This window comes from Phytobacter sp. SCO41, from assembly GCF_003073275.1.
Lineage (GTDB): Bacteria > Pseudomonadota > Gammaproteobacteria > Enterobacterales > Enterobacteriaceae > Phytobacter > Phytobacter diazotrophicus.
Genome location: NZ_CP027225.1, coordinates 3,629,232 through 3,643,290, shown reverse-complemented (window position 1 = coordinate 3,643,290; position 14,059 = coordinate 3,629,232). Strand labels below are relative to the sequence as shown.

At 52.3% G+C, this 14,059-nt stretch carries 16 protein-coding genes; 6 read left to right on the top strand and 10 right to left on the bottom strand.

What is annotated here, in order from left to right:
* Nucleotides 1–24: 24 nt before the first annotated feature.
* Together ompA and sulA are read right to left on the bottom strand one after the other, a co-directional pair.
* A complete protein-coding gene (gene ompA, locus C5523_RS17825) occupies nucleotides 25–1,083 on the bottom strand; it encodes a porin OmpA (RefSeq protein WP_071194674.1) in 1,059 nt (352 codons plus the stop codon).
* A gap of 366 nt (nucleotides 1,084–1,449) precedes the next feature.
* Nucleotides 1,450–1,950: an SOS-induced cell division inhibitor SulA gene (gene sulA, locus C5523_RS17815; protein WP_039078587.1), complete on the bottom strand. Its 501-nt coding sequence runs from the start codon at nucleotides 1,948–1,950 to the stop codon at nucleotides 1,450–1,452.
* 218 nt (nucleotides 1,951–2,168) lie between these two features.
* Here sulA and C5523_RS17810 point away from each other — a divergent pair, with 218 nt between their 5' ends.
* Nucleotides 2,169–2,789, top strand: a complete 621-nt coding sequence (locus C5523_RS17810) for a TfoX/Sxy family DNA transformation protein (protein WP_039078588.1) — start codon at nucleotides 2,169–2,171, stop codon at nucleotides 2,787–2,789.
* Here C5523_RS17810 and yccS read toward each other — a convergent pair.
* Both yccS and C5523_RS17800 read right to left on the bottom strand, forming a co-directional pair.
* Nucleotides 2,786–4,915 carry a YccS family putative transporter gene (yccS, locus tag C5523_RS17805; protein WP_108701678.1) on the bottom strand — a complete coding sequence of 710 codons (2,130 nt, stop codon included), beginning with the start codon at nucleotides 4,913–4,915 and terminating at the stop codon, nucleotides 2,786–2,788. The two genes, C5523_RS17810 and yccS, sit on opposite strands and share 4 nt — an antisense overlap.
* Nucleotides 4,916–4,931: 16 nt before the next feature.
* Nucleotides 4,932–5,378 (bottom strand): YccF domain-containing protein, encoded by a 447-nt coding sequence (locus C5523_RS17800; RefSeq protein WP_039078590.1) that lies wholly within the window; start codon nucleotides 5,376–5,378, stop codon nucleotides 4,932–4,934.
* Nucleotides 5,379–5,501: 123 nt separating this feature from the next.
* Between C5523_RS17800 and helD the strand changes: the two genes are divergently transcribed.
* Nucleotides 5,502–7,556, top strand: coding sequence for a DNA helicase IV (gene helD / locus C5523_RS17795; protein ID WP_108701677.1), 2,055 nt, complete (start codon nucleotides 5,502–5,504; stop codon nucleotides 7,554–7,556).
* Nucleotides 7,557–7,585: 29 nt separating this feature from the next.
* On the opposite strand, the gene mgsA is transcribed toward helD, so the two are convergent.
* Together mgsA and C5523_RS17785 are read right to left on the bottom strand one after the other, a co-directional pair.
* Nucleotides 7,586–8,044, bottom strand: a complete 459-nt coding sequence (mgsA, locus tag C5523_RS17790) for a methylglyoxal synthase (RefSeq protein ID WP_039078592.1) — start codon at nucleotides 8,042–8,044, stop codon at nucleotides 7,586–7,588.
* A gap of 111 nt (nucleotides 8,045–8,155) precedes the next feature.
* Nucleotides 8,156–8,818, bottom strand: coding sequence for a DUF2057 family protein (locus C5523_RS17785; RefSeq protein ID WP_146214918.1), 663 nt, complete (start codon nucleotides 8,816–8,818; stop codon nucleotides 8,156–8,158).
* A gap of 153 nt (nucleotides 8,819–8,971) precedes the next feature.
* On the opposite strand from C5523_RS17785, the gene C5523_RS17780 reads away from it, so the two are divergent.
* Nucleotides 8,972–9,385, top strand: a complete 414-nt coding sequence (locus C5523_RS17780; protein WP_039078761.1) for a CoA-binding protein — start codon at nucleotides 8,972–8,974, stop codon at nucleotides 9,383–9,385.
* 25 nt (nucleotides 9,386–9,410) lie between these two features.
* Here C5523_RS17780 and hspQ read toward each other — a convergent pair whose 3' ends face one another.
* Nucleotides 9,411–9,728, bottom strand: coding sequence for a heat shock protein HspQ (gene hspQ / locus C5523_RS17775; protein ID WP_039078594.1), 318 nt, complete (start codon nucleotides 9,726–9,728; stop codon nucleotides 9,411–9,413).
* Nucleotides 9,729–9,788: 60 nt separating this feature from the next.
* Nucleotides 9,789–11,000, bottom strand: coding sequence for a 23S rRNA (cytosine(1962)-C(5))-methyltransferase RlmI (gene rlmI / locus C5523_RS17770; RefSeq protein ID WP_108701675.1), 1,212 nt, complete (start codon nucleotides 10,998–11,000; stop codon nucleotides 9,789–9,791).
* 209 nt (nucleotides 11,001–11,209) lie between these two features.
* Between rlmI and C5523_RS17765 the strand changes: the two genes are divergently transcribed.
* From C5523_RS17765 to yccX, 3 genes are read left to right on the top strand one after another with little or no spacing between them, the layout of a single operon-like run.
* The gene (locus C5523_RS17765; RefSeq protein WP_108701674.1) at nucleotides 11,210–11,764 is read left to right on the top strand and encodes a kinase inhibitor; all 555 of its coding nucleotides are present in this window, start codon (nucleotides 11,210–11,212) and stop codon (nucleotides 11,762–11,764) included.
* A gap of 10 nt (nucleotides 11,765–11,774) precedes the next feature.
* A complete protein-coding gene (locus C5523_RS17760; protein ID WP_039078596.1) occupies nucleotides 11,775–12,563 on the top strand; it encodes an AraC family transcriptional regulator in 789 nt (262 codons plus the stop codon).
* Nucleotides 12,564–12,619: 56 nt separating this feature from the next.
* On the top strand, nucleotides 12,620–12,913 hold the full coding sequence (gene yccX / locus C5523_RS17755; protein ID WP_039078597.1) for an acylphosphatase: 294 nt from the start codon (nucleotides 12,620–12,622) through the stop codon (nucleotides 12,911–12,913).
* Here the strand turns inward: yccX and tusE are convergent.
* Nucleotides 12,910–13,236, bottom strand: coding sequence for a sulfurtransferase TusE (gene tusE, locus C5523_RS17750; protein ID WP_039078598.1), 327 nt, complete (start codon nucleotides 13,234–13,236; stop codon nucleotides 12,910–12,912). The two genes, yccX and tusE, sit on opposite strands and share 4 nt — an antisense overlap.
* A gap of 91 nt (nucleotides 13,237–13,327) precedes the next feature.
* Nucleotides 13,328–13,987 (bottom strand): FtsH protease modulator YccA, encoded by a 660-nt coding sequence (gene yccA / locus C5523_RS17745; protein WP_039078599.1) that lies wholly within the window; start codon nucleotides 13,985–13,987, stop codon nucleotides 13,328–13,330.
* Nucleotides 13,988–14,059: the final 72 nt, after the last annotated feature.

The following is a 14,059-nucleotide window of genomic DNA, read 5'->3' as shown; positions in this document are numbered from 1 at the left end:
GGGGTTTTTTTACAGCACGTGAACTTAAGCCTGAGGCTGAGTTACAACGTCTTTGCTGCCACGAACTTCGATTTCTACACGACGGTCCGGCGCCAGGCAATCGATCAGCGCAGGGCGCGCTTTCACGTTGTCACAGGTGCTGCCAGTAACCGGCTGGGATTTGCCCATGCCACGTGCAGAGATTTTGTTCGCCGGGATACCTTTAGAAACCAGGTAATCAACAACGGACTGAGCACGTTTCTCAGACAGACCCTGGTTGTAAGCGTCAGAACCGATACGGTCGGTGAAGCCCAGAACTACTACGGAACCGTCTTTCGGATCCAGGTTGCTCAGCTGACCATACAGCTGATCCAGTGCCTGCTGACCTTCCGGTTTCAGAGTCGCTTTGTTGAAGTTGAACAGGACGTCAGACTTCAGAGTGAAGTGTTTGGTCTGTACTTCCGGAGCCGGAGCCGGAGCAGGCGCAACTACTGGTGCTGCTTCTTCCTGCTGGCCGAAACGGTAGGAAACACCTACGCTCAGCATGCCGTTGTCCGGACGGGTACCAACGGTGTTTGCATCACCGATGTTGTTAACCCACTGGTATTCCAGACGGGTAGCGATATCACGGGTAACTGCCCACTCAACACCACCAGCGAATACCGGGGAAACACCGGTGTCGTGGTCTTTTGCGTGGAAGTCTGCGCCCGGGACGTTAGCTTTAGCGTCTGCACGCCATACCATGCCGCCCAGACGGGTGTAGATATCCAGATCGTCAGTGATCGGGTAACCCAGTTTTGCGGTCAGCTGTACGCCTTGAGCTTTGAACGCACCGTTTACGGTGTCGCCTTTGTACGGCATACGACCTAACCAGTCGTAACCCATCTCAAAACCAACGTACGGGTTAACCTGATAGCCACCGAACGCACCTGCACCAAGCTGGCTTGAATGGGTCGGGCCGTCGTTCGGAATGAAGCCGGTGTCGTGGAACTGAGACCAGCCCAGTTTGCCACCTGCATACCAGGTATTATCTTTCGGAGCGGCCTGCGCTACGGTAGCGAAACCAGCCAGTGCCACTGCAATCGCGATAGCTGTCTTTTTCATTTTTTGCGCCTCGTTATCATCCAAAAATCGCCATGAAAATCTCGATGAGAAGTCACGGTTAAATCCTTCACCGGGGGCGTTGCTCATCAGTCCCTATAGAGATATCTTCACGATATCTTTGGCTTATGCCGAGCACCCCTGGCGATGTAAAGTCTACAACGTAGTTGAAAACTTACAAGTGTGAAGTCCGTCAGGCATATGAAAAAAAAGGCTTTGTATACACAATATTTAACACTTTTGCGGAACTATTCGCCAGTTCAGTTGCCTTGCAAGTCGCCTGAATCGGGCGCTGGCGGCGTATTTCGCTGATTACACGGTAAACCTTGTCAGACAGAAAAATAATGCCAGGATTTATCCTAATTTTACTCAATGATACAAATTCGAGTGAATTTTTATCCCGGAATGCTGTCTCGCAGCGAGAGGATTACATTGTACTGGACGCATAACGAAGCCTATAGCGTTCCCTTCTTCGGCTGCAATCGCCAGACGGCGGTGTTCTTCTTCGGTCAATTCTTCGGCATGCCAGCCAATCACAACGCTATAGTTGCCGGTACGTAACGCACGAATCATCGATTCCAGCGTAAGGCAGGGGGAGAGCTGACTGATCTGCATAACTTTAGTCAGCGGCAGGCCTGCCGACAATACCCATTCACGGCTTAATTTTTGTTGCGGCGTTAACCAGAGCTGCCAGCGCGATTGTTGACCCAGTTGCTGTAATAACGGCAACAGCAGCAATTGTGTCATGCCGGGCTGATCTTCGCGATAAACAACCTCACTGATCAGACCCGTAGAAGCCTCAATGGCCTCTGCGCTGTGTGCGGAAAGAAATTGTGTTGAACGATTTGCACGGCTTAATGAATGGTACATGATCAACCCAGCCCTGTTAGTTACTGTATAAACATACAGTAACCCCTGGACGTTCAAAGATCAACCTCATTTTCTGAAAGCATCTCGCAATTTTGTCTTGTATTGCGATGAAGGCGCAAAATTTTCTTGCTGAGTTGCGCGCACTTGCCTATGTTCCTCAGTAGCGGATCGGTTAACAGAATTAATGTTTTTACTCCATGATTTACAAGGGAATAATCATGAAAAACATATCCTATCAAAGGATCTATCAGTCCCGGGAATACCTCGCACCTTTGGGGAAAATTCGCTTTCGCGCGCATTTTGGTGGCTACAGCTTATCGATAGACAACACCGTGTTTGCGATGATTTCAGAAGGAGAGTTATACCTGCGTGCCTGTGAGGAGAGCGCGCAATATCGGGTAACGCGAAGTTCACCTCTTCTGACAATCCAGAAGCGTGGCCGCGCTGTTTCACTTAACTACTACTTTGTTGATGAGCATCTCTGGCGTGACTTGCCAACATTGTTGCGGCTTTCATCACAATCGCTCGCGGCGGCCCGGGAGGAAAAAGCGGCGCGAGATACGCCTCATCGCCTTAAGGACCTTCCAAACATAAGCTTTCAACTTGAGATGATGCTTTTTGACGCAGGTATACCAGACGAACGTATGCTGCGGCATCTGGGCGCCAAAGCGTGTTGGTTGCGTTTGAAGGCGTTGAACAAACACATGGGCATCAAGGTGCTGCTGGGTCTGGAAGGCGCGATCATTGGGCTGCATGAAGCCGCGCTCCCGGCGTTGAGACGCCAGGAGTTAATCGACTGGTACCACGAGGTGGGTCAGAAAAAAAACCAGGATCATTAAGTCATGATCTGCCGCTGTAAACGGCACATTTCTGGCAAAAGGGCGATAAGCAGACCTATTTGTTGCAATACAAGGGGTTCTTTGCTGTCAGGTCGCGGCTCAAGATGCTTAATTCGTCGCGACAAATCTGCCAGTGTCAACTGTACGCGCTCTTCATCAGCAGGCTGGTGATGAAGGGCGTCATCAACATAACAGACTGCATCATCCAGTAAGCGAAGAATGGCCGGATGAGTAAGCTGTTCGCGATGTGCGCCAAGAGCAGAGATATAGCTGGTACAGGTATGATTCAGGCAAAGTAATCGAAATGCCACTTCACGCAGTTCAGGTGTCGCACCTGGTTCCGATGCCATATTCGAGACCACCGACGCCAGTTCGGCATCTCTGTTATAGGCGTTTCTGCGGGCAATACGGTAGGCCAGACGGTTATCACGACCCTGATGATATTGTTCGAGAATTGCGTCCAGATAACGGCAGTTGGCATTAAATGCCTGCTCGGTCACACGTGCCAAATTGCGAAAACGCCAGTCTGGCCAGATAAAACTTACCGCGGCCCAGGCGATGGCGCATCCGATGATTGTGTCAATAACTCGCGGCATGGCGACTTCAAAACCTTCGCCGAGCAAATTAAAGCAGAGCAGCACCAGTAAGGTGATGAACATGGTGGCCTGCGCGTATTGTACAAGACGAAAGGCGAAAAAAAGCACACCGGTAACAACAATCAGTATCAGTTGCCCCTCCTGGGAGGGAACAAAATAAAGGACGGGGAGGCCGAGGGCGATACCTGCAATAGTTCCAACGATACGCAGCGTGAGACGGTGGCGCGTAGCGTTGTAGTTAGGCTGGCAGACAAACAGGCTGGTGAGCAGTATCCAGTATCCGTGGTGCAGACCAGTAATTCGGATGATGGCGTAGCCCGCACACAGCACAACAGACATCCGCACGGCATGGCGAAACAGTGCTGATTCCGGTGTAAGGTTGTTGCGTAAACGCAGCCAGATATCGCTTAATCCATGCAGGCTGTCATCTGCCAGTAAGTTTTCCGTTTCGTTTTTCTGCGCAGTTTGCGGTTGTCCGGACTCGATACTCGCCAGTTGTGCGTCGATGGCGCGGAGATTATCGAGTAAGAAACCCAACGCTTTCAGTTGATCAGACGACGTTGTACCACTGGCTCGAATGCGATCTAGCGCAGCATCAAGATGTATAAATGCGCGTTCGAAGCGGTGATCATGCTGGTAAGGTGTGCGAAGCAGGATGGCGTTAGCGAGCCTGGAGCAGGCCTGGGATTGCAGAGTAATCAACCGCTGAAAACGGAACATCACGTCGCTGTAGCGAAAATGTTCCCGCAGTGTCTGGTACTGTATATGCGAAGAGCTGGCACGTTCATGAATATCCTGTGCGGCAAAATAGTAGTGCAGCGTACGCCGCGTTCCTCGCTGTCCGCGATCGCCCCGCAGGCGGGTCAATAATGACGCCTTGGTCTGGTTTAGTGTTGACACCAACTGCCCGTTGGCCAGCGCCAGCTCATAAAGCGGGGCCTGGCTTTCCTCCTCAATATCCGGATCGAACAGTCGCGCTTTGAGCTCCAGATATTGGGATAACTGCTCGTAGCAGCGCGCCAGATTATCCTGCAGCGGGCGGATGGGGAAAACGAGGTGCCCGACCAGCGTCAGCACGTTAAACCAGATGGCGCCTGCCAGCAGTAAAAGTGGCTGCTGATACCATGCGGTATATAACGTGGTGCCAAGCATGGTGTAGATGGCGATAAGCAATGCGCCGAACGCAATGGTGGCGTAGCGTTGCCCCAGCCCTCCCAACAAAATAAACCCAATGGTCGACGTGATAAGCCCAATGGCAAATAACCAGGGCCAGGGAAACAGAAGCTCGACCGATGCCGAGGCGATAAAAAAAGAAATCAGGGTAATGATTAAATTACGCAGACGGCCGGTCAGACGATCATCGAGATCCGCCAGCGCTGCGGCAACAACGCCCAGTGTTAAAGGGATCGTTAGTTTCGCGTCGCCAAGCAGCCACGGCAATGCCGCCGTTCCGCTTAGCGCAAGAAAGATACGGATGTTATAAAGCCAGGCACTATTCCAGGTGTACCGGCGAAGGAGGGGGCTTAGCATAGTATTCGTGACTCGTTTACGGGAAACGACGGCGAGCATTGGCTTCGCGCGCGGCACGGGCCACTTCAACCGACACAACACGGCGGCCAACCGGCCACAAGGCGATTGCCGCAATTTTAAAATTGGCGATACCGACCGGGATGCCGATGATGGTCATGCACTGGGCAATACCGGCCATAATGTGCATCACGCAGAGCCACCAGCCAAACAGCACGAACCAGAGAACGTTGAGCACGGTCCCACCAGCATTCATGAGGGTATTTTTACTGTCAGGGTTCAGCTCATCGACATGCACAGCTTCGTTGCCCCAGGGGATCAGCGACAATTTAGTGATTTCCCAACAGGAGCGCGTAAGCGGCAGGGTAATAACCAATGCAACACTCAAAACCGTTGTTAATAGCCAGCCGAGTGTGGTGGCAAAACCGCCAAGGACAAAGTTCAATATATTCAGAACGGTACGCATATTACCTCAATGCTATTCTGTCAGGGAATTGACCTGACAATTGTAACGATTTTTTTGGCTGGAGCACGTATTCTCTGGCGGTTAAACTGGCAATCACAGTCATAAGCTGAAAAAGGATGTGTGATGGAACTAAAAGCGACTTCATTGGGAAAGCGGCTGGCGCAGCATCCATATGATCGAGTAGTCATCCTCAATGCGGGCGTGAAGGTTTCAGGTGATCGACATGAATACCTTATTCCTTTTAATCAGTTGCTGGCAATCGAGTGCAAACGTGGCCTGGTATGGGGCGAGCTGGAATTTGTTCTGGCAGATAATAAAGTCGTTCGTTTGCACGGGACTGAATGGAATGAAACACAGCGCTTTTATCAGCATCTGAATGAACGCTGGGTGGCGTGGAGCACCGAGATGAGCGAGGTGGCAGCGGGGGTACTCTCCGAACAACTCGCGGACATTTCCGGACGTATGGATCAGGAAAAATGGCTCACTCGCGCGCAGCTTAAAGGTGTTCAGCAACAGCTTCACAAGGCGTTCGATGCGTTGCCTGTTCCCACCAGCCGCCTTGAATCTTTTGCTAACTGTCGGGACCTGTGGCGGCAATGTCAGGCCTGGTTAAAAGATACAGAGGCTGGACGCGCCAAACACAATCAGGACTGGACCGACAAAATGCTGGTCCAGTACGAGGCCTTTTTTAAAAACATCGAAAGTTCTCCGCTCAACCCGGCGCAGGCAAGGGCGGTGGTCAATGGTGAAAACGCGCTGCTGGTGCTCGCCGGGGCAGGCAGTGGAAAAACCTCGGTGTTGGTGGCTCGCGCAGGCTGGCTGCTGCTGCGCGGCGAAGCATCAGCGGATCAGATCCTGCTGTTGGCCTTTGGTCGAAAAGCCGCGCAAGAGATGGATGAGCGCATTCGTGAGCGGTTGCATACGGATGACATCACTGCACGTACGTTTCATGCGCTGGCGTTATACATCATCCAGCAGGGTGGAAAAAAAGCGCCGGAAATTAGCAAACTTGAGAGCGACACCAGCGCACGACAAACACTATTGCTTAAAGCCTGGCAAGCTCAGTGCGCAGAGAAAAAGGCACAGGCCAAAGGCTGGCGACAGTGGCTGGAAGAGGAGCTGCAGTGGCAGGTTCCGGAAGGCAACTTCTGGGACGATGAGAAACTGCGGCGTCGGATGGGACCCCGGTTGGATCGCTGGGTCAGCCTGATGCGTATGCATGGTGGCAGTCAGACTGAAATGATTGATGCGGCGCCGGAAGAGGTACGCACGCTGTTCAGCAAGCGGGTCAAACTGATGGCACCCCTGCTGAAAGCCTGGAAAACCGCGCTCAAAGCGGAAAACGCCGTCGATTTTTCCGGATTGATTCATCAGGCGATTAACGTGCTGGATAAAGGACGTTTTGTTAGCCCCTGGAAGCATATCCTGGTAGATGAGTTTCAGGACATCTCGCCGCAACGCGCCGCGCTGCTGGCTGCATTACGGCGGCAGAATTCACAAACCACTTTGTTTGCGGTGGGTGATGACTGGCAGGCCATTTACCGTTTCAGCGGCGCGCAACTCTCGCTGACCACGGCGTTTCATGACTATTTTGGCGAAGGCGATCTGTGCGCGCTGGATACGACCTATCGTTTCAACACGCGCATTGGTGAAGTCGCCAATGGATTTATCCAGCAGAATCCGCACCAGCTCAATAAACCTCTTAACAGCCTGAGCGCCGGCGATAAAAACGCGGTGACATTATTGGCGGCGGACCAACTGGATGCGCTTCTCGATAAGCTCAGCGGTTATGCCACCCAGGAGGATCGTATTCTGGTGCTGGCGCGTTATCACCATGGTAAGCCCGCCAGTCTTGATAAAGCCGCCACGCGCTGGCCAAAACTGCAGCTCGATTTTATGACCATTCATGCCAGTAAAGGTCAGCAGGCGGAATATGTCATTGTGCTGGGGTTACACGAAGGGCAGGACGGTTTCCCGGCCCCCGCCCGTGAGTCCATTATGGAGGAGGCGCTGTTGCCGGTACCGGAAGATTTTCCTGATGCCGAAGAGCGCCGCTTGTTGTATGTCGCTATCACTCGAGCACGTAAACGCGTCTGGCTGCTGTTTGATAAAGACAACCCGTCGCGATTCGTTGATGCGCTCAGGCAGCTTAATGTGCCGGTGGCGAGGAAACCCTGAGAGCAGGCGGCATCAGCCGCCCGCACAGACTATTTCAGACGTTCAGCGAGGTAGCGCTGGTAATCCGGGATCAGGATTTCGACACTTTCTGCGAAACCGGGAGACTGGATGATGAAATCAGCGGTGGAAAGGTTGGTGGCGACCGGAATATTCCACACGGTCGCCAGACGCAGCAACGCCTTAACATCCGGGTCGTGCGGCACTGCGTTCAGCGGATCCCAAAAGAAAATCAGCACATCAATTTTGCCTTCCGAAATGAGCGCCCCAACCTGCTGATCACCCCCCATCGGGCCGCTCAGCATGGCATTCACTTCAAGACCGGTAGCCCGCTGAATCAGGTTCCCGGTTGTCCCGGTGGCATAGAGAACGTGGTTAGCCAGTTTTGGCTGATGGCGTTCAACCCATGTCATCAGCATCTGCTTGCAATGGTCATGCGCAACCAGTGCGATGTGCTTACGCACGGGTAAGGAGCGTGTTGTGAGTTCCATAATCCGATTCCGTCAAAGTATTTTCGCTACAGATTACTGGAAGCGCCTGATGCTGCAAGAGAATGGCGTAAAAAATTATGCGCGAATGCGCGTAATGTTAACTCGCGCGGATCATGACGGGGGTTGTTGCTTAATCCATTGCATAAAACGGTCACGGGTTTGCGGGTCGGCCTGTTGGTACCAGAACCTCAGGCGCTGTTCTGTGAGGGTTTGCGATTGTGTCTGTGGGGTATCCAGTTCTGAAACACCGGAGAGTAAGGTGCTGTCATCGGCCATCATCGTTGCAAATTTGGGTAGCGAAGCATATTTCCCCGCTTTGTTGTAATGCTCTGTTTCACGTTCATAGTCAATGACTTTCCCGTTTGCACTGATCTCAAGGATGTCGAGTTTTACCGGAATCGGTGTGGCGTTGCCATCCAGCAAAGCCAGATGAGGCGTGGTGTTAAATGCCTCGGCTGCCTTTTGCGTGTCGATAGGGGGAAGGTTGAAGTTGACCTGGCTGATGCGCTGCGTATCGAAGGTGGCAATCAGCGGTACGGAAATAAACAGCCGGGATTCGTGGTTGCCGGGCTCCATATTTTTTTCAACCCGGAAAACCACCTGATGAACGCCGTTTTCCAGTTCTATACTTTCCGCGCCGCGAAGCAGTGAGCTGGACACCTTTTTGCCATCAAGAACCAACAGGTCGATATCGCCGGACAGGCGAAGCGACGTAGCCAGTACATTAACCGGTATCAAACACGTGATAATGAATACTGTCCACCCGCACTTCATTGCGCGCTCCTGGGGGTTCATTGCCAATTCACATTTCAATTTATTTATTAACTTATAGACATATAACCTGTTCTCGCACTCATACTTCTGTATGGGATGCATGGTTGTAGCGCAATGTTTGACATACACTTTGGAAAACCGCTGGAGGAAACCATGAAAGAGACCGATATCGCCGAGATCCTGAAATCGACACGTACCATCGCGTTGGTGGGGGCGAGTGACAAACCTGACCGGCCGAGTTACCGGGTCATGAAGTATTTGCTTGACCAGGGTTACCACGTTATTCCGGTATCACCGAAAGTTGCCGGTGCAACGCTTCTGGGGCAGCAAGGATATGCCACGCTGGCTGATGTGCCGGAAAAAGTGGATATGGTTGACGTATTTCGTAATTCCGAAGCGGCATGGGGCGTTGCCCAGGAAGCTATTGCCATCGGCGCGAAAACATTATGGATGCAGCTTGGCGTAATCAACGAACAGGCCGCCGTGCTGGCCAGTGAGGCGGGATTGAAGGTCGTGATGGACAGATGTCCGGCTATTGAAATCCCGCGGTTAGGACTCGCAAAATAAAAACACCCCGCATTGCGGGGTGTTGTCAGTTACGCAGGCGGGGTGCCTGCAGTTGCCTGCGGATCGTCCGCGCCAGCTCATCCATCGAAGGTTGTTCAGGATGTTCTTGCTGAATCTCACTGGTCAGTTGTGCTTCGGCCAGATAGGTATGCACTGGCTGACCGTCATCATCTTCCATCACCACGTGGTACCAGGGCGCAGCCCGGAGTTCATCGTTAACCGCCAGCTCGTCGACTGACGGCTCGTCGAGTGAATACTCAGGGTCAATATCCACCACTACGCCAAGATAGCCCAGCAGCGAGTGGCGAACCTGCTGACCAATACCGTATTTGCTGGCAATCATTGTCACCTCCCGGGAACCTGTACATGACCCAGATATGCGGGCAAGGCTCCAAAAATCAAGTTACATGACGCGACAGGCAAACCCTTTAAGGTACAGTCCTTCCGGGTAGGGAGCGATCACCGGGTGATCGGCGGCCTGACGGAACTGCTCTATAAATTGTACATCACGGCCAGCATCTATTGCGGCGTCGGCGATGATTTTCTGAAATAAATCTGTGGTCATCAGGCCGGAGCAGGAGAAAGTCAGTAACACGCCGCCGGGGTTCAACAGTTGGATAGCGAGCATGTTGATATCCTTATAGCCACGACATGCGCCCAGAAGCTGACTCTTATTTTCTACGAATTTTGGCGGATCCATGACGATGACATCAAATGTCTCGCCCTGATCGCGATATTTGCGTAACAGTTTGAAGACGTCATCACGAATGAACTCAGTCTTGCTGAGGTCAAGCTTGTTTAACTCAACGTTCTTTTTGGCAACGTCCAGCGCTTCCTGGGAGGTATCCACACTCACCACCTGACGGCAATTGCCCATCAGAGCGGACACGGCGAAACCACCCGTATAAGAGAAACAGTTAAGGACGCGTTTGTCGGCAACGTAACGGCGGGTTGCCAGGCGGCTGTCGCGTTGATCGAGGTAATAGCCGGTTTTGTGGCCGGCCTTAATATCGACATACAGCTTCATGCCATTTTCCTGGATTGGCAGCAGATCAGGCGGCAACTCACCCACAACCGGACCCTGCGCGAGCGCCAGCCCCTCTTTTTTACGTACCGCAACATCGCTGCGATCGTAGATGGAGCATTGCGGGTAGAGTGTCTGCAGCGCAGAGATAATGGCAGCGCGCTGATATTCAGCACCAGCGCTAAGCAATTGCAGTACCAGGAAATTACCGAAGCGGTCAATGGTAACGCCCGGTAAACCATCGGATTCACCTGCAATCAGACGGTAACTGTCCAGCCCGTCGCGCTCTGCCAGCCAGTCACGCCATTGCTGTGCCTGCTGCAGGCGGCGGGTAAAAAACGCGATGTCGATGAGCTCGTCTTTGTCGAAAGTCCAGACGCGAGCGCGAATTTGCGATTCCGGCGAAAAGGCGCCGCGCGCCAGCCATTTACCCTGCGCATCGACGATGTCGATAGTCTCACCGAGACGGGCTTTTCCTTCCATACGGCTTACGGCGCCGGAGAACACCCAGGGATGGCGGCGCAGCAAGGACTTCTCGCGCCCTTTGGCTAACACTAAACGGGGAAACCTTGCACTTGTAGATTCGGTCATACCGGGGAACCTCTGACGAACGTCAATATTAACCGGGGGATATCGGCCCGGCTCTTGATAATTAAACGGCGCGTAGGGTAGCACACATGCCCGGGCCAGGCACCCGCCTGATGGGGTGAGCGTTTCGGCACAAAAACAAAACGTTCAGGCACAACGTCTGCGCACGCTAAATCTTAAATTGTATTTCTCAACATCAACGAGGAAATACAATGAAAAAAATCACCTTCACCATCTTAATTTTTTTGGCCGCCGGGAGCGTTAATGCCTTCGCGGCTGAGACGTTTAGCCTCAGCAGTGCGGATATTCAGAACCATCGTTTAACAGAACAACAGGTTTTTGCGGGATTTGGTTGTCATGGCGGCAATACATCTCCGCAACTGGGCTGGCATAATCCACCAGCAGGAACCAAAAGTTTTGCGATAACCGTTTATGATCCCTCAGCCCCGACGGGAAGCGGCTGGTGGCACTGGACGGTGGTGAACATACCGGTGAAAACACAAACACTCCCAACGGGCGCGGGAGATGAAAAGAGCCCTACGTTGCCTGACGGGGCAGTTCAGGGGCGAAACGATTATGGCTATGCGGGCTTTGGGGGGGCGTGTCCTCCCGTCGGCGATAAACCGCATCCGTATCAATTCACCGTATGGGCGCTGAGTACTGATAAACTGCCCATTGATAGCAACGCAAGTGGTGCTCTGGTTGGCTATATGCTCAACAGTAATGTCATTGCAAAAGCGAGTTTCACAGCAACCTACGGAAGATAAAGGTGACACGGTGCAGAAAGTCCAGTTTCAGCATAAAACGTTAACGGCGGCAGAAGTCCGTTCGAACCATCTGCATCGTCTGCATCGTGTAAAGCTTTTCAGTGCTGCCATTTGCCATATTACGCAGGGAAGCAAGGTTATTATTCAGGAAGAGAATCGGGTTGTCGCGACACCTGATGAGCTTATTATCGTTCCGGCAAATACCTCTCTCGAAATCATTAATCAGCCAGTACATGGCCAGTTTCGCTCCGATTTATTAGTATTATCGCCCGATCTGCTCACAGAGTTTAAGTCACAATATGTACGGGATTTTCCAGCCGCCAGGCCTGCGTCCGTATGCGCCCCTCTAAGTCACGATCTGGCCTTTATGTGGGACAATTTATTACATGCGGTTCGCCATGATTTACCGGAAAAATTGCAAAAACATCAGGCGATGGGGCTTTTGTTAGCACTGCTTGAAGAGGGGGTTGCGGGTCCGCTTCTGATTGAGCGTCGTTATAGTCTGACCGAGCAGGTGCGACAAATTGTCATGTTGTCTCCCGCAAAAAACTGGAGTGTGCAAGAGATAGCAGGGCAACTTGCTATTGGCGAATCCACTTTACGCAGACGGCTTAAAGATGAGTCTCAAAGTTACCGACTAATTGTCGAGGAGGTTCGCATGTCGCTTGCATTGTCACAGCTACAATCCACTACCTTGCCTATTGGCGAAATAGCTTCTCGCTGCGGGTATCTCTCGGGTTCGCGTTTCACTGCCAGGTTCCGTGAGCATTATGGATGTTTACCTAAAACTGTACGCTGATGATTAACGTTTCTACTATTAACAGAGAGACTGATTCTGCGTGAGAGGAGGTGGTTATGGCGAACGAGACAACATCGAATTGCGTAATATGCTGGGTTCATGGCATGGTCCAGGGCGTCGGGTTTCGTTATAGCACGCAACGTGAGGCGCAGCGTCTGGGGTTAACCGGTTACGCGCGCAATATGGACGACGGCAGTGTAGAGGTTGTCGCTTGTGGCGATAACGAGAAAGTGGAGCAACTCATTACCTGGCTGAAAGCCGGTGGACCGCGCAGCGCCAGGGTTGAAAAGGTCTTAACAGAGCCTCATCAACCCGGCAGAGAATGGACGAATTTTGGGATTCGCTATTAAATGCACTTTACCGGTTTTGGCAGGCCGGCAATTTTTGTTGCCTGCTTTGCCGGTCCTTTCGGGAAGAGGCGATACAGATAACGACTGTTGCCTTTTTCTTCACCAAATTTGTTAGCCATCGCTTTTACCAGCATGCGAATGGCGGGCGACGTATTGAATTCCAGATAAAACTCGCGCACAAAGCGCACCACTTCCCAGTGTTCTTCTGCGAGGGTGATACCTTCATTTTCGGCAATCGCCGATGCCAGTGCTTCATTCCACAGAGTCGTGTCTTTCAGATAGCCTTCGCTATCGGTTTCAATTTCTTTACCGTCAAAGATCATGGTCGTTCGCAAGGTGAGTCAATAACGCGGGGAGTGTAGCAAAAAACAAAGCCCCGCATAAGCGGGGCCCTGGTAATGCACGGTGACGCGATTAGTCGCGGCTGGCGAAGCCCAGAATGCTCAGCAGGCTTACAAAGATGTTGTACAGCGACACATACAGGCTCACGGTTGCGCGAATATAGTTGGTTTCGCCGCCGTGAATGATGTTGCTGGTTTCAAACAGGATTGCGCCTGAGGAAATCAGAATGAACACTGCGCTAATAGCTAAATGCAGCGCCGGAAGCTGCAGGAAGATATTGGCAACCATCCCGACCAGCACAATCACAATACCTGCCATCAGCATACCGCCGAGGAAGGACATGTCTTTGCGCGTTGTCAGCACATACGCTGAGCAGCAGAAGAACACCAGTGCGGTACCCCCGAGCGCCAGGCCGATGATATCGCCCATGCCCGCAGACAGGTAAGCGTTCAGGATTGGGCCCAGGATGTAACCCAGGAAGCCGGTAAAAGCGAAGGCCGAAAAAATACCCGCCGGTGAGTTCGCCGTTTTATAGGTCAGGAACATCAGGCCGTACATCCCAACCAGCGTCAGAATCAAACCCGGAGAGGGCAGCATCAGCACGGTGCTTGCGGTTGCCGTGATGGCGGAAAAGGCCAGCGTCAGGCTCAGTAAGAAATAGGTATTGCGCAGCACCTTATGGGTGCTAAGCAACGATGAACGGTCGCGCGAGGAGGTAATAATACGATCCATGAGGCACTCTCTTTTAACATAACAGATGTCATTAAATGTCGAGGATAGGAAATCCCCGTTTCCTTACAAAGT

Coding starts and splice junctions, on each gene's coding strand:
- ompA (WP_071194674.1), bottom strand. CDS start 1,083: ATGAAAAAGACAGCTATCGCGATTGCAGTGGCACTGGCTGGTTTCGCT.
- sulA (WP_039078587.1), bottom strand. CDS start 1,950: ATGTACCATTCATTAAGCCGTGCAAATCGTTCAACACAATTTCTTTCC.
- C5523_RS17810 (WP_039078588.1), top strand. CDS start 2,169: ATGAAAAACATATCCTATCAAAGGATCTATCAGTCCCGGGAATACCTC.
- yccS (WP_108701678.1), bottom strand. CDS start 4,915: ATGCTAAGCCCCCTCCTTCGCCGGTACACCTGGAATAGTGCCTGGCTT.
- C5523_RS17800 (WP_039078590.1), bottom strand. CDS start 5,378: ATGCGTACCGTTCTGAATATATTGAACTTTGTCCTTGGCGGTTTTGCC.
- helD (WP_108701677.1), top strand. CDS start 5,502: ATGGAACTAAAAGCGACTTCATTGGGAAAGCGGCTGGCGCAGCATCCA.
- mgsA (WP_039078592.1), bottom strand. CDS start 8,044: ATGGAACTCACAACACGCTCCTTACCCGTGCGTAAGCACATCGCACTG.
- C5523_RS17785 (WP_146214918.1), bottom strand. CDS start 8,818: ATGAAGTGCGGGTGGACAGTATTCATTATCACGTGTTTGATACCGGTT.
- C5523_RS17780 (WP_039078761.1), top strand. CDS start 8,972: ATGAAAGAGACCGATATCGCCGAGATCCTGAAATCGACACGTACCATC.
- hspQ (WP_039078594.1), bottom strand. CDS start 9,728: ATGATTGCCAGCAAATACGGTATTGGTCAGCAGGTTCGCCACTCGCTG.
- rlmI (WP_108701675.1), bottom strand. CDS start 11,000: ATGACCGAATCTACAAGTGCAAGGTTTCCCCGTTTAGTGTTAGCCAAA.
- C5523_RS17765 (WP_108701674.1), top strand. CDS start 11,210: ATGAAAAAAATCACCTTCACCATCTTAATTTTTTTGGCCGCCGGGAGC.
- yccX (WP_039078597.1), top strand. CDS start 12,620: ATGGCGAACGAGACAACATCGAATTGCGTAATATGCTGGGTTCATGGC.
- tusE (WP_039078598.1), bottom strand. CDS start 13,236: ATGATCTTTGACGGTAAAGAAATTGAAACCGATAGCGAAGGCTATCTG.
- yccA (WP_039078599.1), bottom strand. CDS start 13,987: ATGGATCGTATTATTACCTCCTCGCGCGACCGTTCATCGTTGCTTAGC.